Origin of the sequence: Runella sp. CRIBMP, from assembly GCF_009905605.1 — a bacterium.
Taxonomy (GTDB): domain Bacteria; phylum Bacteroidota; class Bacteroidia; order Cytophagales; family Spirosomataceae; genus Runella.
Window position 1 is genome coordinate 46,093 of the sequence record NZ_JAAAKZ010000013.1, and the last position, 22,224, is coordinate 68,316.

The 22,224-nt window shown below is 47.2% G+C and carries 15 protein-coding genes; 5 read left to right on the forward strand and 10 right to left on the reverse strand.

All coding sequences use genetic code 11. The features are described from left to right. The first annotated feature begins 48 nt into the window (after positions 1–48). On the forward strand, positions 49–978 hold the full coding sequence (locus GVN20_RS22965) for a phosphatase (protein WP_166560592.1): 930 nt from the start codon (positions 49–51) through the stop codon (positions 976–978). A gap of 3 nt (positions 979–981) precedes the next feature. Here GVN20_RS22965 and GVN20_RS22970 read toward each other — a convergent pair whose 3' ends face one another. From GVN20_RS22970 to GVN20_RS22980, 3 genes are all read right to left on the reverse strand, one after another. Continuing rightward, a complete protein-coding gene (locus GVN20_RS22970) occupies positions 982–2,130 on the reverse strand; it encodes an amidohydrolase family protein (RefSeq protein ID WP_166560593.1) in 1,149 nt (382 codons plus the stop codon). 427 nt (positions 2,131–2,557) lie between these two features. Then, the gene (locus tag GVN20_RS22975) at positions 2,558–4,273 is read right to left on the reverse strand and encodes an IlvD/Edd family dehydratase (RefSeq protein WP_166560594.1); all 1,716 of its coding nucleotides are present in this window, start codon (positions 4,271–4,273) and stop codon (positions 2,558–2,560) included. Between the two features lie 171 nt (positions 4,274–4,444). Further along, on the reverse strand, positions 4,445–4,870 hold the full coding sequence (locus GVN20_RS22980) for an ABA4-like family protein (protein ID WP_166560595.1): 426 nt from the start codon (positions 4,868–4,870) through the stop codon (positions 4,445–4,447). Positions 4,871–5,018: 148 nt separating this feature from the next. Between GVN20_RS22980 and GVN20_RS22985 the strand changes: the two genes are divergently transcribed. Then, entirely contained in the window at positions 5,019–5,573 is a 555-nt protein-coding gene (locus GVN20_RS22985; protein WP_114070230.1) for a cob(I)yrinic acid a,c-diamide adenosyltransferase, read from the forward strand. 271 nt (positions 5,574–5,844) lie between these two features. After that, positions 5,845–6,912, forward strand: coding sequence for a branched-chain amino acid aminotransferase (locus GVN20_RS22990; protein ID WP_166560596.1), 1,068 nt, complete (start codon positions 5,845–5,847; stop codon positions 6,910–6,912). Between the two features lie 130 nt (positions 6,913–7,042). On the opposite strand, the gene GVN20_RS22995 is transcribed toward GVN20_RS22990, so the two are convergent. The 5 genes from GVN20_RS22995 to GVN20_RS23015 all read right to left on the reverse strand — a co-directional run bounded on the left by GVN20_RS22995 (position 7,043) and on the right by GVN20_RS23015 (position 15,380). Beyond that, entirely contained in the window at positions 7,043–7,801 is a 759-nt protein-coding gene (locus GVN20_RS22995; RefSeq protein ID WP_229599165.1) for a glycosyltransferase family 2 protein, read from the reverse strand. A gap of 106 nt (positions 7,802–7,907) precedes the next feature. After that, positions 7,908–9,773: a tetratricopeptide repeat protein gene (locus tag GVN20_RS23000; RefSeq protein WP_166560597.1), complete on the reverse strand. Its 1,866-nt coding sequence runs from the start codon at positions 9,771–9,773 to the stop codon at positions 7,908–7,910. A gap of 228 nt (positions 9,774–10,001) precedes the next feature. Continuing rightward, positions 10,002–11,573, reverse strand: coding sequence for an amidohydrolase family protein (locus GVN20_RS23005; protein WP_166560598.1), 1,572 nt, complete (start codon positions 11,571–11,573; stop codon positions 10,002–10,004). Between the two features lie 192 nt (positions 11,574–11,765). Further along, positions 11,766–13,580 carry a M14 family metallopeptidase gene (locus GVN20_RS23010; protein WP_166560599.1) on the reverse strand — a complete coding sequence of 605 codons (1,815 nt, stop codon included), beginning with the start codon at positions 13,578–13,580 and terminating at the stop codon, positions 11,766–11,768. 45 nt (positions 13,581–13,625) lie between these two features. Next, complete coding sequence (locus GVN20_RS23015; RefSeq protein WP_166560600.1) at positions 13,626–15,380, reverse strand: M14 family metallopeptidase; 1,755 nt, start codon at positions 15,378–15,380, stop codon at positions 13,626–13,628. A 202-nt stretch (positions 15,381–15,582) separates the two neighbouring features. On the opposite strand from GVN20_RS23015, the gene GVN20_RS23020 reads away from it, so the two are divergent. Beyond that, on the forward strand, positions 15,583–16,557 hold the full coding sequence (locus tag GVN20_RS23020; RefSeq protein WP_166560601.1) for an ABC transporter ATP-binding protein: 975 nt from the start codon (positions 15,583–15,585) through the stop codon (positions 16,555–16,557). A 131-nt stretch (positions 16,558–16,688) separates the two neighbouring features. Next, positions 16,689–20,003 carry a S41 family peptidase gene (locus tag GVN20_RS23025; protein WP_166560602.1) on the forward strand — a complete coding sequence of 1,105 codons (3,315 nt, stop codon included), beginning with the start codon at positions 16,689–16,691 and terminating at the stop codon, positions 20,001–20,003. A 59-nt stretch (positions 20,004–20,062) separates the two neighbouring features. Here the strand turns inward: GVN20_RS23025 and GVN20_RS23030 are convergent, their stop codons facing one another. After that, entirely contained in the window at positions 20,063–21,424 is a 1,362-nt protein-coding gene (locus tag GVN20_RS23030; protein ID WP_166560603.1) for a neutral/alkaline non-lysosomal ceramidase N-terminal domain-containing protein, read from the reverse strand. 122 nt (positions 21,425–21,546) lie between these two features. Further along, complete coding sequence (locus GVN20_RS23035; protein ID WP_166560604.1) at positions 21,547–22,125, reverse strand: LUD domain-containing protein; 579 nt, start codon at positions 22,123–22,125, stop codon at positions 21,547–21,549. Positions 22,126–22,224: the final 99 nt, after the last annotated feature.

The following is a 22,224-nucleotide window of genomic DNA, read 5'->3' on the forward strand; positions in this document are numbered from 1 at the left end:
TTTGTTTCAGTTATTTACATTATCCGCAAAAATACCCCTTCCCAACCCATGAAGTACGCCATTATTGACCTTGGAACCAATACTTTCCATTTGTTGATTATTGAACAAAATCCTGACGGGATTATCTCTCTCTTTAAGACTCAAATCCCCGCCAAGATAGGCAAAGCAGGTATTAATCAGGGTTTTATCACCGAAGAAGCAACCCAACGCGCATTGATTGTGCTAAGACAATTTCGTCAAAGAATAGATGAATTCGGCGTTGAGCTTTCCAACACCAAGGCTATTGGCACCAGTGCGATTCGAAATGCAAAAAATGCAAAAGAATTTTGCGCAACGGTCAAAAAAGAAACAGAAATCACGATTGATATCATTTCGGGCGACCGTGAAGCGGAATTAATCTACCACGGCGTCCGACAAGGAATTGCGTTAGGCGAGAAAATATCTGTCATCATGGACATCGGCGGAGGCAGCGTTGAGTTTATCATTTGCAATGCTTCGCGCATCTTTTGGAAACAAAGTTTTGAAATAGGCGGGCAGCGGTTGCTCGAGCAATTTGTGCTTACTGACCCCATATCGCCGTCGGCAATTCGGCGAATGAATGATTATTTTCAGGAACAACTTTTACCGCTGGTCAATGCCGCTCACCAATACGCCCCCCAAACGCTGGTCGGCTCTTCAGGTTCATTCGATACGTTGGTTGACATGGATTTTATGCACCGACTTGGCCATTTGCCCTCCCCCTCACAAACAGGTTTTGAGATTGCAACGGAAGAATTCTACCGCGCTTACCATCTTCTCACTACCCAGAATCACGAGGAGCGCATGACCATTCCTGGCATGATAGAGTTACGGGTCGATATGATTGTACCAGGTGTGGTGCTAATTGACCATGTTTTACGAAGTTTGAACATTCAACAGATTCGCTCTTCAACCTATGCGTTGAAAGAAGGAATTATGGCTTGGGTTTTGTCAGCATAATCACTATCTCCTTAATATTTTTCGGGCGTTGGTTTGGTATATTTTTTTAAGCGTTCTGGGACTTAACGACAATCCATACAAAGGCCAATGGTACCCAAACCGATTGTGCTCGTAAAAGTGTTCGTCGGCCGACTCAAGGATTCTGAACGTAGTAAGATACATTTCGCGTGAGAAACCCATGTCGGTACCATAGACCAACCGATCGCTGTATTTTTCCATAAATGCCTTGGCAAAGCGTGGAATCGGGGCAAATTCGGCAAATCGAGCTGATATATCCGCGTACAAATTGGGATACGCATCCAGTAGCCTCGCCAATTGACTCAAGTCAGCGTTGCAGTTAGCCAAGTGACAAGCGATAAAAGTCGTGCGGGGATTGTCGCGTACAGCCTCCTCAAGTGTAGTAATCAGCTGATCATGGTTCAAAATACCCTCTTTGGTCATATCCACCCGCCATTTAGCAGCGTTCATCAAACCGTCATTGGTAGAGTCTGAAGGCAAGTACATCCAGGCATCCTCCGCTACGTGAATACTGATGGGCATTCCCAGTTCCCCGCACTTCATTAATAGGGGTTTCATACGGGGGTCGTTGATGTGCATACCACGCCCTGGAGTTGGTTTAGAGTACAATTCCCCCAAACCTTTGTCACCCAACTCCCCCACCCCCCGTGCACCCGATTGGTAGCACCGTACCAATTCTGCCACCGCCCGCTGCGACCAATCAGGTTGGTCCATTCCAGTATAGTCAAACCCACACCATACTTCAAAACGACTGGGATAACGGGCGTATTTACGCGCCATGGCATCAAAAGCCGCTCCCGTACTGTACGATAAAATGACTGACTTATCAATCCCCACTTCATCCATGAGCTGCACCCACCTATCCACATCAGCATCGGTTCTGGGATTATCGTGTGTGTGAAGGTCTATTGCGGGGTATTTGGCTTTCGGAATTTTTGATTGGGGCGTTTTGTAAATTGAGACTGGGCGGTAATCTTTCAATTTGATTTGTTGGACATCCTCTGTCAGTTCGGTACGTTGAAGAAAATTCAGCCGGAAATCTTTCAATTTAGCCGACGGTGCTTCCTGACCGAAGATGACACACTGTACTGCCCCCAAAATGACGGACAAAAGCGTACTGCGGTAGTTGAACATAATACTGTTTTGATTTAAGTTTGCTACTTACTAAACTGCTTATAATCAAACCTTTCTACCCTTCAAATCTACTCACTATCCTACCTTGATGATTCTATATAGCGTCAGGAGGTAGTCCTATTTAAGGAATACAGTAAGACCCATCAGAAAGATACAACTTGTACCAAAATTTTTCAGAGAGAATTAGAAGATATATACCAACAAAAAGACAATCATTTAGCTCTGCTGACGTGGCATGTTATAGTGGCGCACTACGAACACGATTTTCACCAAAGCCTATTGAAAACCAATATCTTGCAAACCTTTTTTACCCGCTGAGGTCCGAACTAAACCCACTGGATAAGGAACAGGCTTGGGCAGGGTGGGGAATAAAAAAAACGTCTGACAGTTTAAAACTGCCAGACGCCTAGCCTATGACTATTTTTTCTTAATGCGATTCGCGACTTACTTTGTGCCCTGATTTGCCAATCAAAAAGTCAAAATCACAACCTTCATGCGATTGGGTCACGTGCTCAATGTAAAGCTTATTGTGGCCGCGGTTGTAGCCCAAATCAATTGGCGTCCAAGCCGCCCGACGACGCGCGATTTCGTCGTCTGAAACGTGCCAGTGAATATAGCGTTCGTGAATGTCAACTTCGATGATGTCGCCGTTTTGCACCAACCCCAGATTACCGCCGATGGCACTTTCGGGCGAAGCGTGTAGCAAAACCGTTCCGTAGGCCGTTCCGCTCATACGAGCATCAGAAATACGCACCATGTCCGTCACACCTTTTTCCAACAATTTTTTAGGCAACGCCATGTTCCCAACTTCAGGCATTCCTGGATAACCTTTTGGTCCTACGTTTTTAAGGACCATTACGCAGGTTTCGTCAATATCCAGTTCTGGGTCTTCGATACGAGCATGATAATCTTCAATCGACTCAAACACCACAGCCCGACCTTTGTGCTTCATCAAATGCGCCGAAGCCGCCGAAGGTTTAATGACCGCGCCATTTTCGCACAAATTGCCTTTAATAACCGCAATCCCTCCTTCCTCCAAAATCGGCGATTCGCCCGAAGCAATCACGTCAGGATTCCAGTTTTTGGCATTTAATGAATTATCAATCAATGATTTACCATTTACGGTTATTACATTTTTGTGTAAATGCTCCTTCATTTCATTGATGACTACCTGCAATCCACCCGCGTAGAAATAATCTTCCATGAGGTATTTACCAGAAGGCATCACATTTAGTAAAAACGGCATTCTTGAACCTACGCGGTCAAAGTCGTCCAACGTCAAGTCTACTCCTATCCGACCCGCGATGGCCAGCAAATGCAACACAAAATTGGTAGAGCCTCCCACGCCTGCATTGAGCATAATGGCGTTTTCGAAGGCTTCTCGGGTCAATATCTGTGAAAGTGTCAGGTTTTCCTTGACCATTTCTACAATACGCATTCCCGTCATGTGGGCATTCATTTTCTTGCGAGAATCTGCAGCAGGAATAGCCGACAGCCCCGGCAACGTAAGGCCCAGAGCTTCTGCCATGGTCGCCATGGTAGAGGCCGTACCCATCGTGGAGCAGTGACCAATACTACGGCTCATACAACTCTCCGCCTCTTCAAATTCTTCGGGGGTCATTTTGCCCGTTTTGAGGTCATCGGCAAAGCGCCACACGTCGGTGCCTGAGCCGATGGCTTTGCCTTGAAAACGCCCCGCCAACATCGGCCCGCCGGGCAATACAATCGTGGGTAAATCGACACTCGCTGCACCCATGATGAGCGAAGGAGTGGTTTTATCGCACCCCGTCAATAAGACAATCCCGTCAAAAGGATTGGCACGAATGCTTTCCTCAACCGACATACTCGCCAGATTGCGATACAGCATGGCAGTAGGACGAATAAGGGTCTCGCCCAAAGACATCACCGGAAATTCCAACGGAAAACCACCCGCTTCGTAAATACCGTTTTTAACACTCTGGGCTAAGTCTCGAAAGTGGCCGTTGCAAGGTGTTACTTCCGACCACGTATTACAAATACCAATCACGGGTTTTCCCTTAAATTGGTGCGGCGCATGGCCTTGGTTTTTCATCCAACTGCGGTAAATAAAACCGTCTTTACCTTCTTTGCCAAACCAGTCCTGGCTGCGGAGTTCATTTTCCATGTGTATAATTTCGGATTACTGAATGCTATTGTTGATTTACCATAGGAAGACCAAAATCATCAAAATCTAATATTTATTTAGCGAAGGGCGTGAGGGATTTTTTAATAAAAGCAAACTACCCACTAAAAAGGCTTCAAAAAGAATCAAGAGAAGTTGCATTATTAGAGACACTTAGGCTATTTTTCGTAGGTAGAATGTCCGAATAACCCAATACGCCAGCAATCCAATCGGCCCCAGCATAAAGCAAAAAAACAGCGGGAGGATAATCCACCAGTGCGGGATATTTTTCTCTTGAGAGTCTTTCAACACAAAACTTCCTGCTACTAAATCAAACGCTAAATAGTGAATCCACCCGGCCAACACCGCGCCGTCTCCGCCTTTAGAAAATAAACTTTTGACCCCCTCAAACGTACTGAAGTCATTGAAATTCAACGGCCCACCGCTGAAAATAAAATATGCGTACAGGCACGCAAGCAAAACGGGAATCAGGTACGAGCGCACCAACCACTGCGAAACGCGCCAACGCGGCGCAACAATCATCAGAAGCCATTGGGGCAATACGAGCGCATTAGCGATTTGAAAAGCAGTTTCTATCATTGTATTTTGGATTGGCGTAAGTTTCTTTATTTCAATCTTCAATTTACATGTTTTAAGCAGAATTAAACCGTTTTCCCCATTAGTTTGTTGAAACACTAAAAACAGGCAAGTCGAACAAAGAATGATTGACTAGCCGTACCAAAAATACATGAAAATTTATACAAAAACGGGTGATAAAGGCACCACTTCGCTCGTGGGCGGAACGCGCATCAGTAAGGCAGATTTACGAATCGATACCTACGGCACGGTAGATGAGCTCAATTCCTACATCGGCTTAGTCCGCGACCAACCCGTAAACGAAGTACGCCGCGACTTTTTAAAATACATTCAGGACCGCCTCTTTACGATTGGCTCCATTTTGGCCTCCGAGCCTGACAACAAAAAACACTTTATCCCTGACCTCCACGAAGAAGACATCGTCGCATTGGAGCTTGCCATGGACGAAATGAACACCGTACTTGAGCCCATGCGTTCGTTCATTCTGCCAGGAGGGCATCCTTCGGTGTCGTTTGGGCACGTAGCCCGGACGGTTTGCCGGCGGGCCGAGCGTTTGGTCATTGCACTCAATGAATCTGAACCCGTTGAAGCCGAGGTGATTCGGTACTTAAACCGTCTTTCGGATTATTTATTTGTGCTTTCACGAAAAATGGCACAGGAATTGGGAATAGAAGAAATAAAATGGGCGGGCCGTAAATCCTCGTAAGGGCAGACGCAACGGTACAAAAGGGCAGACGCAACGATACAAAAGGGCAGACGCAACGGTACAAAAGGGCAGACGCAAGGCCTGCCCCTACGAGCCCAATTCATTTTTTTGATAACTAAACTGATATTTTCTTGTCTTTTCGCCGAAAAATAAAAATATTTGCATTGACAACTAATTTTGGTCTTTCGGCACACTAAGTGCTGATACAGAACAGTTGATACTTAGAAATCAGATACAATAATTGCTTACATACAGTAAAACCACCAACACAATGACAACGGACACATTGGCCATGGAAATCAAACGCGTAGAAGCTTCGCGTATCCATGAAGTAGATTTCGACAATTTGGTATTTGGTCGCCATTATTCAGACCACATGTTTGTCGCCGACTATATCAACGGCGAATGGACCAACCTTCAAATTGTCCCCTATGCCAACCTCAGCCTAAGCCCCGCCACTGCCGCTCTCCACTACGGGCAAGCGATTTTTGAAGGAATGAAAGCCTACAAAAACGAAGCAGGTGAGCCACTGATGTTCCGTCCGTTGGATAACTGGGCGCGTTTTAACAAGTCGGCCACGCGTATGTGCATGCCAGAAGTCCCCGAAGAAATTTTCATGGGTGGCCTCACCGAACTGCTCCGTACAGATGCGGCTTGGATTCCTACCACGCCCGACTCCTCTTTGTATATCCGTCCGTATATGTTTTCTACCGACGCATACATCGGCGTAAAACCTTCCGACACTTATAAGTTTATCATTTTTACAGGACCTGTAGGTAAGTATTATTCAAAACCTCCCCGCGTAAAAGTTGAACAGCATTATATCCGCGCCGCCGAAGGGGGCGTTGGTGCCGCCAAATGCGCTGGCAATTATGGTGGCTCACTCTATCCTGCACGCTTGGCACAACAACAGGGCTACGACCAAATCATCTGGACCGACGCCCGTGACCATGCTTTTGTAGAAGAATCAGGCACGATGAACGTCATGTTCGTGATTGACGGTAAACTTATCACACCAGCTACTTCCGATACAATCTTGAACGGAGTAACCCGCAACAGCATCGTAGATATTGCCCATCACTGGAATATCCCCGTCGAAGAGCGTAAGGTGTCGGTCAAAGAAGTGATTGATGCCTTAAAAGAGGGTCGTTTAGAAGCAGCCTTTGGGGCGGGTACGGCCGTAGTTGTATCCCCGTTTGGCGTTATCGGCTTTGAAGGAACCGACTACGAACTTCCTGTCGTAACCGAAGATTCATTTGTTTCGCGGGTTAAAAACTTTTTAACCGATCTCCGTACTGGAAAAACAGAAGACCCTTTTGGATGGGTTGTGAAGGCATAAATTCATCATATTTCCTAGCTTATCTAAGCGTCAGACGGACTGGGCGTCCCCGTTCAAACCGTCTGACGCTTTTTTTATGCTGTCTTATAATTCAAAACACCTAAAAGTTAGGTGTAAGCAAGCCCCACCTCTACCTTAGCTTTTTGTACTTCAAATACGTATAACGGGCATTTTCTTTGGCAATAAACCAGCCATAATACCCATCTAAGAAGCCAAATTTGAAGATATATTCTACCAAAAACCGAAACGCTGGACTAAGGTAGACTTTAACAAAAGAAGCTTTTTTGCCTATTTTTCGCCCTTTTTCAGCAAAAAGTGTACTGTATCGGTCGGTTTTGGCGATAAATTGTTCGGGTGTATCAACGGTATAATGATGTACATACCCCGTTAGTTTTTTTACAGTATGCTCTGGTTTGAGCGTTAAGCCTTCATGGACCGCGTCAGTATTCCACTGAATCTTTTTTCTGTTAAAAATTCGGACGTGTGATTCTGGATTCCAACCACCAAAGCGAATCAACTTCCCCGCAAAAACTGTTCTGAAAGGCAAATCATAGGCATCAGCCTCTGGGGCGGGAGTGAAGGCCTGCTTTATGCTTTCAACTAACTCTGGGCTTACTACCTCGTCATCGTCGACGGATAAAATCCAATCATGTTTTGCCCACTGATTACCAAAGTTTTTCTGCTCAGAATACCCCGTCCAAGGTCGTTCGAGCACGTTGGCTCCCGCCGCCCGGGCTACTTTCCGGGTAAGGTCGGTGCTGCCAGAATCCACAACTACAATATCATTGGTGAGGGCTTTGAGGGCTTCAATCGTTTTAGCGATTTTCTTTTCTTGGTTTACAGTAATAATAACGGCCGAAAGCGAGGTCATGGCGTATTTTTTATACATTTCTAAAGCGCAACCTACTGTTTTCTCCCCAATGCAACAAATAATACTCCTCTTACGTCAATGGTTCTTTAGGGGAAGATATACGCTCAACTGCTTTTTGGGAGGCTTATCCCACTTCAACAAACGCTCTATCAGTAAATACCAGAGGCGTAGCAAGGGGCAAAGTGAGTTCGATAATTGTACCCTGATTAGGTGCTGATTGCACAGTCATGCTGCCGTCAAGTTCTTCCACCCGTTTTTCCATGTTAAAAAGTCCGTTACCGCTGCCTTTCGCGGCTTCTTTATCAAAGCCTATTCCATCATCTTTAATCTCAAGATGAAGTTGTTGGTTTTTTCTGCAAATCTTTATCCAAACATTACGTGCCTGCGCATATTTGGCGGCATTGTTGATGGCTTCTTTAAAAATAAGGTAAAAATTATACTGTTGATTAGACGGCAGCTTATAGCCTTTCAATTCTTCTGAAATACAAAAATCGTAGTGAATGTGCTTTGGTTCAAGCATTTCTGACGCAAAAATTTTCATCTTGGTCGTGATACTTTCCAGGCTATCATTCATGGGGCGAGTGGTCCAGATAATGTCCCGAATCGTACTCACGGTTCGTTGCGAGTTTATGCTTATCAGGTCCAACAGTTCTTTTAACTGTTCGTCTTTGTCCTTCAGTTGGCGTTTGGCCGCTTGACTCAGCATTGCTACACCGCTCAGTGTTGCGCCCAAATCATCGTGCAAATCGCGCGCAATCTGACTCCGAATGCGGTCCGACAACTGCATTTGACGGATGGTTTCGGCCTGTGTTTTTTGGGCATCGCGAATTTGTTTCAACCGATTTCTGTAAAATGCGTAGCTCAAAACCCCCATCAACACCACAATAACCGACGCCAGCGAAATAATCCAATAGGTTTGGCTCTTCAATTCCGCTTCCTGTGAGGCCTTAATTTGCTTGAGGCGTTGGTTTTCTTTGTCTTTCTCGAAAGCGGTATATTTCAATTCAACCAACTCGGCACGCACCACATTCTTTTTCCGTTCTATCGAATCGTTCAGCATTTTGTACGCTTTAAAATAGCCCAACGCCGCTTGAAAGTCCCCCTTCATTTCCGCCAATTCCGCCATCTCTTGATTGATATGTGCAATTTCCACAATGGATCCAAACTGCGTAGCCGTGTCGAGGGCTTTTTGAAAATACACTTTGGCGCTATCGAGTTTCTGTTGAAGCCTGAACGTCTTCGCAGATTCTTCATAGCACTGAATTTGGAGTAATTTTTCGCCGTGTTGTTGACTTTGCTGTGTAGCCTTCCCCATGTACCAAAGCGCCGTCGCAAACTCCCGCCGGTCGTTATAATTTCGGGCAATTCCTAGTAAAATTTGGGGCAATATCTGGTAATTTTGGTCGGCTTGCTCCGCCAATTTCAGACCTTGATCTAAGTATTTTAACGATTCTTCATAGCGGCCCATTCGACGATATAAGTCGCCGATTTGCTCGTGATTAACTGCCATTCCCCGTATTTCATTCTTTTTTTTGTTCAACTCCAAAGCACGAAAAGTATAATACAACGCCTTATCAAGTTGATTCATGCTTTTGTAGTTTTCGGCAATATTGTTGAGGCAAATCGCTTTGCCACGCTCCCACCCTGTCTGTTCAAAAAGCTTCAACGCTGTAAGATAATATTCCTGACCTTTGGCATAATTCCCTTCCAACGACTCCAGAATGGCGTAATTGATAAAACTTTGACCAATATTAGTATTGTTATTGAGTTTTTTGGCGAGCTGGTTAGCTTCATTGGCGTAGCGCCACGCGGTAGTTTGGTCAATTTCAGAAAGGCGATAAGCCAACCGATGGAGTGTCACGACACGCGCACTGTCTTGGACAGGATGCGTGGCCAGCCACTGCCGCAGACTATCGACCATGCGATTTTGAGCCGTCAATCCAATGCTTACCGCGTAAAACAAAGCAATAAAAATCAATCTAATTTTCATAAGCAATAACGGAAAGCCATAATTAAAGAACGAATTTGCTAATTTTCTTATATCTTACCTACACCAATTTAGTTAATGGTAATTGTATCAAGATACAGTAGTTATCTGACTTATTAGCAAAATGCCGTATACGTGCCAGATTCGCGCCTCTAGCCTGTGTGAGAAGCAATTAAAGCATCACCATTATGAAATAAATGCAGGGTTCGACAAAGAAAATGGGGCAGAAACCTATTCCCCTTTCCGCAATACCTTTCCAGCCCGCAGCCCCGTATGTTTTTCATTTTCTACAACCGATTCCCCGTTGACGATGACGTACTTCATCCCACGTGAATATTGATGCGGACGATCGTAGGTAGAAACGTCGATGATGGTATTCTCGTCAAACACGAGTACGTCAGCCACTCGACCAGCTTGAAGCAGGCCTCGCTCGGCCAACTTGAATTTTTGGGCAGGCAATGAAGTCATGCGACGAATGGCTTCTTCCAAGGGGATGATTTTCTTTTGACGTACGTAGTAACCCAACACGCGGGCGTTGGTGCCGTAGCCGCGCGGGTGAGGCACACCAAAGTTATACACCCGAATGGAAGCATCGGAGGCAAACATATTTTGCGGATACCGCATAATGTTTTCGACGTCCCAATCGCCCATGCCATGAAATACCATACTAGCCCCACCTTTGACGGCCATTTCCATGATGGTCTCGGCTTCTACGGTTGCTTTATGTTTGCGCCCTTTCAGGAGATTTATCTCTTCAATATTTTTACCGTTGAGCGTGGTATCAGCGTCATAATAGGCCACTACAGCATAGGTAAAGTGATTTTGCTTACGACGTTTGAGCGTTGCCACCATTTCTTTCACCATACGCTGACGCGTGGCAGGGTCGTTGACGCGTGCTTTGATAGAATCCAGCCCACCTGCCAGCGCCCAACTTGGCAATAATGTATTTAGCCCAGTGCTGCTGGCGGTATAGGGGTATTGGTCAATGGTGACGTCGATGCCTTCACGTCGGGCGTTTTCGACAGCCGCAATGGTCTCTTTGGAGCGTCCCCAGTTGTTTTGTCCGCTTACTTTAAAGTGCGAAATCTGAACAGGAATGGCGGCTTGCCGCCCGATATTAACGGCCTCTTCAATGGCGGTCAGGACTTCATCGCCTTCATAACGAATGTGCGAGGCATACACGCCGCCGTAGCGAGCCGCCACTTTGGCCAATCCCACCACTTCTTCGGTGTTGGAATAGGTACCGGGTACGTAAATCAGCCCCGTGGCCAGACCATAGGCCCCGTCTTTCATGGCTTTTTCGACGAGGGCTTCCATACGCTGTTGCTCTTCGGTGGTTGCAAACCGATTGGCCGTGCCCATCACCGCTTTCCGAACGTCATTGTGGCCAATCAACGACGCCACGTTGACTGATGTTTTGACACTGTCTAGTTGTTTAAAATACAGCCCTAAGTCTACGTTTGACAAACCACAATTGCCCGTTACCACGGTAGTAACGCCATCATATATAAAATTGTCGGCCGTAGGGAGTCGGAATTCGTCTTCTTCAATGTGGGTGTGTACATCAATAAAACCTGGACTCACAATCAGCCCTTTGGCATCCAATATTTTCTTGGCGGTGGCATTCGGCCATTGGCCAACGCGTGCAATCTTGCCATTTTTAATTGCTACATCGCCGTAAAACCAAGCATTTCCGGTTCCGTCTACAATTTTACCGCCGCGTATGAGTACATCGTATTCTTGGGCAAAAGTTGCGGTTGTGGCGAAGAAAACAAACGTGATGAGGGTGCAGAGTTGTTTCATGAAATGGGGTTAATATTAGGTTAAACGAAGAACGTAAAAAAACGGCGCAAAAAAAATTGGCTGCGCTTTCGGGCAGCCAATTTTTCGTTCATATTAATGCAAAATTAAAAAACCAGTAGGGGCAGGCTTTACGTCTGCCCGATTTATAAAACCGCAAAACCGAAAAATAATAAATGTAAAATATAAGGTGTGTTACAGGGTTTTGGAAACAATGCCTCCTTTGCGGCTGTCTACCTCAACGGTCCATTTGTCGGCTTTGCCTTTTACAATCCAGCGTACTTTTACGGAATTTCCGCCGCCCCCGAAACCGCCAAAACCGCCGCCGCCACCTCCGCCGCCGACGGTACCAGCGATGTTGGCTACTTCAATCGTTTGCGGATTGTATTTTTGTTCTCTCGTGATTCCCAAATCTTCATTTTCTACAATCATTCCCGCCAATACTTGCGCGTTTTTGAGCGTGATGTAATCAGGTCGCTCGATTTTGAATCTTAAATCATGCGCGGAGTGCGTCGGAATAGCGCGTTGGTTTTGCACCACTGCTGTTACTTCCGTCAGGCCATTGGCCAAGGCTTTGGTTTTAATATCAATGATTTCCAACTTAGGCATGTGGTAGGCATGAAGCATGGTAAAGGCCATGTTACGGTGCCCTTCTTCTTCCAACAAAAAGCCCGGCGTGTTACGAATATAGTTGCGTTTGGTGCCCCCGATTTCGATATCGCCGTATTGTGGGTGTTTGATGGGTTTCCATTTGACGTAGCCGTCACCCAACAACAAGAACTTATCAAACTCCTCAAACTCACTGTTTTGGTTGCGGTTTTCGGTAGAGTTTTTGTTGAACATCCGCCAAGACGTATTGATTTCGTTGGAGAACATAAACACGCCGCGCCCCAGTCCAATCCAATCAATTTCACCTCCATACACCGTATAAAGGTCTTTCCAAAGCACATAGTACTTATACCCCGGAATCATTTTCTCGCCCGTTTTTCCGATTACATCATACACGGCAATATCAGATTGCGGCACGTACATGGCATCTTCTTCCGCCCCCGGAGGACGCAAAAACATCCCGCCGAAGTTGTGGTAACTTTGCGCACCTGCAATGTTGGGATGTGAGTAAAAGAATTTCTTCACGTTTTTTGTTTCGGGCAATGTTCCCGGATAAAAAAGCGCCCCACCCTGAATATAATCAGGCTGCCAGCCCCAGCCCCAGTCGCGGTTAGGGTCGTATGCTCCCGGATTGTCTTCATTAACACGTCCGTCACCATCATTATCAATCCCCTCAAAACCAAGCATTTCGTATTCTCCTTGCTCATCTGGCTTGGCCAAAATCATACGACCCGGAAAATCAGGGTCTACTTTATACCGCCCCGTAGGAGATTTGCGACGCATGGTCACGATGTTGCCATCACCATCCAAATCATCGTAAGTGTCTTCATCCACCAAACCATCGCCGTCGTCGTCGAGCGGCATCATGCCAGAGCGCGACGAGCTAGTGGTGTTTGATTTATAGATAAAATTTTCGTGCGCATCGGGGTTAAGTGAAGGCAATATGTAAAATGTACGTCCTTTCAACATATCGGTTACAAAATCCATTTTCCCGAAACTTTCGGCCAAATACCAAGCCGTGTACATGGCAAACTGCGTTCCCTGCAACTCATTGGCATGGATGTTTCCGTCAATCCAGAAAGCAGGCTTATTTTCGGCTTTTCCGCTTTTAAAATCCGTAACGGTAATGACGTACATCTCACGCCCCTGAAACGATTTTCCGATGGATTCGTATTTGACCAAATCGGGGTACGCTTTGGCGAGTTCTTGCATCAGTTTGTTGAACCCAGCGTAGTCCATATAATAATTCCAACCCCATTTTACTTTAGGATTGGCGGGGGTTCCAATCGCCCGCATACCGTTCAGGTCTGGGTCGGTTTGGGGTGCAGTTTGTGCAAAAGCGTTGACCGCTAAAGTGCAGCAAACGAGTGCATATATAAATGAGTGAATGTGTTTTTTCATTGTTTCTACAATTAACGGATAACAAATAACGATTATCAGAAAGGCCTACTTCAACGTCACATCTGCTGATTTTACGCCTGCCGTAGGACATCCCGTTTCAATGGTCAATTTACCAGTTCCCGACACCAACCAGGTGTATTCTTCCGACTCATCAGAAGCAAGCGCGGCGCGGAGGTTTAGGCGTTTACCCGACACAATGGCCTGTCCAGCGCCCAATTTCAGTTCGGTTTTTACTTTCTGAACAAATCGAACACGGTCGCCGATTTCGGCATAGGTTGGCATCAATCCTTTATTGATAACGGTTGCCGTAATGCGCGTCAGGCCATTGCCCAAGGATTCCGTTTTTACATTTACCAATTGAATTTCGGGCATCTGCGCACCCAATCCCGTCAGAAATTTTACATGTTTATCGGCAGCAGCGGTCAAATAAGAGACCGGCGGGTTCAATTTAGAGAAAGGGACAATCCCCCCCACTTCCACTTTTTGGCCAGGGAAATCAGGGTGCTGAATGGTCTTCCAATCGACATACACACCCGTCAATTTTTCTTTGTCTGCCCACTTCAGAAAACGGGCATCATCTTCACTTGCATTGGCCGCGTTTGTTGCGGCGGCGGCAGCACCACCGCCCATGCGTCCACCACCAGCGGGGCCGCCTGTGGCAGCAGGTGCAGTTGGAGAAGGAGTAGTTGGGGCGGTTGCGGCGGCTCTTCTGGTCGTATCTCTGGGGGCTTCTACTTTGGGAGTCCACCAGCCTGGGGTCGTAAAGCTATAACGACCCGCGTGGTAATAGGCAGTTTGGGAGAAATTCCCGCGTGTTTGCGGCATGGTAGGTGCGTCTTTCAAAGCCGTACGACCATTGTATAGTTTTGACACCTGCTCCATCGCTTTGGCATCTTTTGCAAGTGGTCCAGTCAAAATCCGACGAGCCACTTTTGCCGGGTCAAAACGCGGAGCTTCGCTCAGGTTGTTGTTGGGACCAAAGGTAAGAACCGCAAAAATATTGGGGGCACGATACAGGAAATCCAGTAAAGCGCGTACTTCTGGCTCCGAAGCGGCGTGTTCTCCCGAACCAGTTGTAAATATCTGATAATCAAACGTAAAGTTCTTCTCTGGGTTTACACCCCCCGCGCCATCTTCGTTGTATACTCCATCTTTGTCGTTATCAATGCCTTCCGTATAAACCAAATATTTACCGCTTTCGCCCTTTGAAGGGTCAGCTTTGACCAGAATGCGCGGGTCTTCTTTGCTCGCTACATAGGTTCCCGCCGCATCTTCTACGCGAATCCACGACACAACGCCATCGCCGTTGAGATCCTCAAACGGATCTTCATCTACGCGGCCATCGCGGTCGTCGTCGGTTTTGGAGTCATTGGTTGTACGTTCGTACTTTAGTTTAGCCGAAAACTGCTCCTGCGCATCGGGGTTCATGCTTGGCAGAAAATAGAACGTCTTGGTTTCCAATAGCTTAGCCACGCTGTCAGCGTTAGCCGCTCCAAGCATTTTTTCGGCCGTCTGGATGGCCAATTCACTACCTGCCAAGTGGGTACCATCTAGCCCAGCCACAATGAGAATGGCTGGTTTTTTGGTGGCATCTCCTTTTCCTAAAGTAAGTAGCCAAAGGTCGCGACCACCGGCACTTTTACCGATAGAACTCACCGAAGCCAATGCGTTGAACTTTGTCGAGAGGTTTTTAAGTCGGCCAGAGAGTTGTGCGTGGCTATTGTACGTCGTTTGCGCTTCTAAAGTCTGCGCAACACACGCCAATGCCAGTACTCCTCCATAGAGTAATTGACGAATCATAAAGTTTGGTTTTTAGTGTTTAGTCTGGTGCAGGAAAGTAGGTGTTCAAAGTCACAGATTGTAATGTCCGTACTTCTTATCCTTCCCCTTACATACCATTGACAAGGCAAGTTAGCTAAGAAATTTTATACCCAATAGTTTGTTGTACTTTTGAGCGATAAAAACCGAAATTTCTGAGAGGTAACTTATAGTTTTGCGAACAATGTCTTTTTTTAAACTCAATTCCGTTTCAAAAATATACCAAAAACAATGGGTCGTCAAAGAAGTTAGCTTTGCGCTTTTTGAAGGTGAAATCTTTGGTTTACTGGGCGAAAGCGGATCTGGCAAAAGCACCTTACTCCGTATTGCGGCGGGATTATTGGACCCCGACGAAGGGGACGTTTGGCTTCAGGGACAAAAATTACGCCTTGCTAGCGACCAGCTCATCCCGGGCCATCCCGACATCAAAATTGTTCATCAAGACTATAATCTTTCGGCACCGTTGACGGTCCGGGAGAACATAAATTATGCGTTGCGGTATTACGAAAAAGCCTACCGCAACGAACGGGTAGACGAATTACTCCAGCTTTGTCAACTGGAATCCGTGGCCGAACATCCCGCCAAATCGCTCTCAGGTGGCGAAAAACAGCGCACCGCCATTGCCCGGGCTTTGGCCGAAGAAGCCAAAGTATTGCTGTTGGATGAGCCTTTTGCCCATTTGGACTTACCCAACCGTCGCCGCCTCACCGAAACCATTCGAGAGCTGGCCGAACAAACGGGCATTGCCTGCATTTTTGTCACCCACGACGCCAATGATGCCCTCAGCCTCTCTACGCGCATGGGTATTTTACAACATGGAAATTTGATTCAGCTCGGTACGCCTGAAGCCATTTATCATTCACCCGCCGATGCCTACGTGGCCGAACTGACGGGCGAAATAAATCTGTTGGATGCAGATTTTTTCAAAAACCATATCCATTCTCACCTCCCCGATGGCCGGCTCGCCATTCGGCCCGAAAAACTCACGCTCTCCCTTTCGCCTACCATTTATGGGGTAGAAAGTGTGGTAAAACGGGTAGTATTTGAAGGAAGTCACTACAAAATATACCTTCAAGCGGGGCCGCAACTCCTCAAAGTTTATCACGATGAAGTGGTGCCTTTGGAAAAATCAGTATTTGTTGATTTTCGTACTTTCTAAAATCGAATAAAGATAACCTTGAATACAGAGAAACTACAGAGATAAATCGCTACTAGCGTACCACGGGGAAATAGATTTGGGGAGCATTGCAAATATACGTAATTTTCAGCAAAACTAAATAACCCTTCATCATGCGATTTCTACCCTTTCTGGCCTTACTGGTTGGTTTTTGGGGCAACAGTAGCCACGCCTCGGCACAAGGCACTCGTCTGCTGCGTCAACCCACCGTCAGCGACCGCGCCATTGTCTTTGTATATGCCGACGACCTCTGGCTCGTTGACCGCGACGGCGGCAACGCCCAACGCCTCACCACCCACGAAGGCACCGAATCTCTCCCTCATTTTTCGCCCGACGGTAGCCTGATTGCATTTTCGGCCCAGTACGCTGGCAACACCGACGTGTACGTTATTCCCGCCACTGGTGGCGAACCCAAACGCCTCACTTGGCATCCAGGTGAAGACGCGGTGCAGGGCTGGACTCCCGACGGGCAGAGTGTCGTTTTTCGTTCGGGGCGCAGTGGCTATCCAACCGCCATTGCTAAGTTTTTCAAAGTCAATGTTAAGGGCGGATTTCAAGAAGAACTGCCCATTCCGCAAGCCCACGCGGGAGAGATTTCGGACGATGGCCAAATGGCGGCCTACCAAACCATCGGCTTTTGGGACCCCGAATGGCGTAATTATCGCGGCGGACAGGCCCAACCCATCTGGATTGTAGACTTAAAAACCCTTACGCTCAAAACTACTCCTCAAACCGACCGTGAGCGCCATACCGACCCCGTTTGGTATAAAGACATGGTCTATTTTCTTTCTGAGCGCGACTATGCCAACAATATTTGGTCGTTCAACCCCAAAACCAATGAGCTGAAGCAGGTCACTTTTCACAAAGATTTTGACGTAAAAAGTCTGGATGCTTCCAATGACCGCATCGTGTATGAACAAGGAGGCTACCTCCACCTGCTCGACCCGCAAACTGGGCAAGCCAAGCAACTGATAATCAACGTTCAGGGAGATTTTACGTGGGCATTGCCCCGCTGGCAAGATGTGCGCCCGTCGGCCCTGTTGAATGCGTCGCTTTCTCCCACGGGTAAACGGGCTTTGTTTGAATACCGAGGAGATATTTTTACCGTTCCCAAAGAAAACGGCGATTGGCGCAACATCAGCCACAGTTCAGGCGTGGCCGACCGCTCGCCTGTATGGTCGCCCAATGGTCAGAAGATTGCTTGGTTTTCGGACGCCAGCGGTGAATATCAGTTGATGATTTCGGACCAAGAAGGACTCGAAAAACCGCGCGCCGTGGCCTTACCCACTCCCACATTTTACTTTAAACCCCAATGGTCGCCCGATAGCAAATACATTTCATACACCGATACGGATTATAATTTATGGGTTATTGAAGTTGAGGGTGGTCAACCCAAAAAGATTGATACCGAGCGTTTCGCGCACCCAAATCGCAGTCTGAACCCCGTTTGGTCGCCCGACAGCAAATGGATTGCCTACGCCCGTATTTTGGACAATCAACACAAAGCCATCAAAGTCTATAACCTTGAAACGGGCCTAACGCATCAATTGACCGACGGCATGTCAGACGCGATTTCGCCCGTGTGGGACGCCAGCGGTAAGTATTTGTATTTTTTAGCGAGTACGAATTTTGCGCTAAACACAGGTTGGCTTGACATGAGCTCGTATCAAATGCCCGTTACCCGTGGGGTATACATGATTGTTTTGGCCAAAGGCGAGCCATCTCCTTTTCTGCCCAAAAGTGACGAAGAAATCGTAGAAAAAACCGAAAAGAAAGAAGAGCCAACCACCGACGACAAATCCAAGAAAACGGATAAGAAAGGCAAAGAAGTGCCCAAAAAGGACGAAAAACCAGAACCTAAAAAGGGAGTTGTGGTAAAAATAGATTTGGATGGGCTTGACCAGCGCATTCTGGCGTTGCCCAAAGTAGCGGTAAAAGATTATGACCAAATCATCGAAGGCCCTGAAGGTTCTCTGTTTTTTACCGAAAACATCCCCGACCAACCTGGCTTTATCCTTCATAAATACACCCTCAAAGACCAGAAAAACGAAGATTTTTTGAAGGGAATTCAATATGCCGTTACGGCACACGACCGCAAGAATCTGCTGTACCGCAGCGAAGGTTCATGGGGTATTGTAGCCACCGCCAATCCCCCTAAACCAGGCGACGGAAAGCTGAACATGGCAGGCATGAAAATTCAGATTGACCCCAAAGCCGAGTATAAGCAAATCTTCCGCGAAGGCTGGCGCTACCAACGAGACTTTCTGTATGTAAACAATACCCACGGCGCTCCTTGGAACGATGTGTATCAATGGTACTCTCCTTGGATTGACCACGTTCGTCACCGCACCGATCTCAATTACGTGGTCGATATTTTGGGTGGAGAAATTGCCGTAGGGCATTCCTATACCTCAGGCGGTGATTTTCCAACCTTGGATAATAACAATCCTGCGGGACTTTTGGGGGCAGATTTTCGCATTGAAAATGGGTTATATCGCCTCAAAACCATTTTTACGGGCGAAAACTGGAATCCTGAGTTGCGTGCTCCCCTCTCTGGCCCAGGCATCGACGTCAAAGAAGGTGATTATCTGCTGGAAATCAACGGCGTGCCCCTTACGGCAGAGATGGATATTTACAGTTTATTGGAAGGCACGGCCAACCGCCAAATCAAAATTCGGGTAAGTGCTACGCCCGACTTAAAAGCCGCTAAGTTGATTACGGTGGTGCCCATTGCCAACGAAGCCCAGCTCCGCACGCGGGCTTGGGTGGAAGGCAATCGTCGCAAGGTATCCGAACTTTCCAAGGGCCAGTTGGCCTACGTATGGATTCCCAATACGGGCAATGGAGGCTACGAGTATTTTAACCGTTATTATTTTGCCCAACAGGATAAAAAGGGAGCGATTATTGACGAGCGCAACAACGGCGGCGGTTCGGCCGCTGACTATATTGTGGACGTTTTGGCCCGAAAATTACAAGGATATTTCAACAGTCGCGCCAACGACCATAAGCCCTTTACCACACCGATGGCTGGGCTTTGGGGCCCTAAAGTAATGATTATCAATGAGCGCGCTGGCTCTGGGGGTGATTTGATGCCGTTCTTGTTCCGCCAAGCCAAAGTCGGTCCGTTGGTAGGCACCCGCACCTGGGGAGGGTTGGTCGGCACGTGGGACACCCCGCCGTTCATTGACGGTGGTCGGATGGTAGCGCCACGCGGTGGTTTTTATGATATTGACGGAAAATGGTCGGTAGAAGGTGAAGGCATTGCGCCCGATGTGGAGGTCCACCAAGACCCCGCCAAAGTAGCCAAAGGCGAAGACCCGCAACTGGAAAAATCGGTGCAGGTAGCGTTGGAATTGTTGAAGACGCAAAGCGTGACGCTCAAACCCGAGCCAGAAGCGCCTATTCGTTATAAAAGACCACAGAAGTAAATAATAACGTTGGCGAGGACCAGTCCGCCGGTGCGACCCAGTCCTCGCCAACGTTGAATTTATGCAGACATCTTATCCACCAAATCGCGCACAATTTCCTGAAAATAGGCACCGTTGTAAGGCCCAAACCAGTTCATGGTGAGGGTTTCGTAGGTATCTCTTCCGTAGTATTTATCGGGTGTAATGTACCCAATATACCCTCCATTGAAGCTCGTAACCATCAATTGCAATCCTTTCTTTTCGGCATAAGCGCTCATTTCGGCCACCAATTCTCCCGAAAAATCACACGGGAAACCCACCATCAAAACATTACCGATGCGCATCGCCTTGACATAATTGGGATAATCGCCAAAAGCCCAATGAAACACCCAAGGCCTCATGCTCAAACCCGTGGTAACTCTCGGAACCGGCTGGCGCAGCGGCAATGGAAACGTTACCATCTGAAAAACTGGATTTGGAAAAGGTTGGATTTGAGTAAGTTGCTTCTGAACATCGCTTTCTAAACTGTCGGCTTCGGTCCCCACTTTAACAAAGTCAGAATCAGATTCTATCCCAATTTTAGGCCCCATGCTCCCCACCGCCCCCGACATAAACAGGGCAAAATTGGCTTCTCCTTTTTCCAACGAATCTACCAACACCCCTGGGTAATCGCGCGAGAGCACGATGTTGTCGGAACTCATAATCGTTGAATGGGCCGCGTAGGAGCACAGCAAGGCTTTTTGGCCGTCGTTTCTTACAAACTGCATGGTACGCACAAACGGGTCAATAGTCCCTTCATCAAACGCCCGATTTCTAACACGCGCGGTATCAGCCAATTGATTGTACGCCACTGTTACAGGTTGGAGGTCTTTTTGCGCCAAAGTCACTGCTTTAACCATCGCATCGGCAATCCACGTTACATTTGCTTCGTTAAATTCTCCCCCAAACAACTTCCCGACAATTCCTTCACTCCAACCACCCATGCTGTTGTGCGAGTGCGTTGCACCAAAATAAACTTGCTCAAACGGAATTCCCGTTGCTTTGAGTTTCTCTTTGAGTTGTTCGGTAACGGCGGGCGGAATAATCAATAAATCAGCGGCAACGATAGCGGCTTTGGTGTCACCATTTTCGATGACCACCGCCCGAACATAAATAGAATCATGCACCGATGTGTACAAAGCCCCCCGCCTTACGCCATATCCAGCCGTGGGCGTGGGTGATTTTGGCGTAAAATTTACCTTTGCCCAACCCGCTTTCAATTGATTAAGGCCCGATGACTGCTTTCTAACCGGCAGCTCCTTCATTTGGGTCTTCCATTGTTGATAATAGGGCATTTCTTGGTAGGGCGTATCGTCAATGGTAGTCAACATACACACCAATACAACCGCAATCAGCGCGACCAGACCGCCGAGAATTTTGAGAAGAATTTTGAGAAAACGCATTTTAGGAAGGAGCAGAAGTTTGATTTATGATGCACAAACTAAGAGAGAAATAACGACTGTACATAAAAAGGCGCAAAGAAATATAATCTCTTTGCGCCCCAGTGATTTTTATAGGATTTTGTTTAGTCCATCAAAAACGCCAACATAGACTTAGGGCCATGCGCTCCCAAGACCAAAGATTGCTCAATATCGGCGGTTTTGGAAGGGCCCGCGATGAAGGCCCCAAACCCATAACGCTCTCCTCCAATACGGACGTAAGCATCATGCATCTTGGGGACGAGTTCTGATTTTTGAATCACTAAAGCGAGCGTTTCGGCAATAAAAGGCGTTACACGCTGCCCCATTTCGGTCTCGGTGACCCAAATAGAGCCATTTTCGGCCACGCCAAATTGGCCTTTCAAAATGGCCAAGCCCACATCCTCCAAAGAATGTGGGTCTGATTTTATCCAACTTTCCTGCGCTACATCGGCCAACGGGTCAATGTTGGTCACAATGCGACGCCCACCGAAATGCGTTTGGATATACGCCCTGATTTCTTCCCAATCTTTGACGTACACCACCTCACCGCCAATTGCGGTCAGAACGGTCTTAAACTGTTCTACCAAATTCGCGTAAGGGTTGCCAAAATTTTGAATTTCGGGCAACGGCGTCAAAGTTGGTTTATTTTGGGCTACGGCAGCCAGTATTTTTTCACGACTCATTTTAATATATTTTTGTCATGCTGGAAGCATCTAAATGCAACTGAAGCAGCCGATAAATTTAGGTCGATGTTCGGCTCTTTCTAACTCGCTGGGCAAACG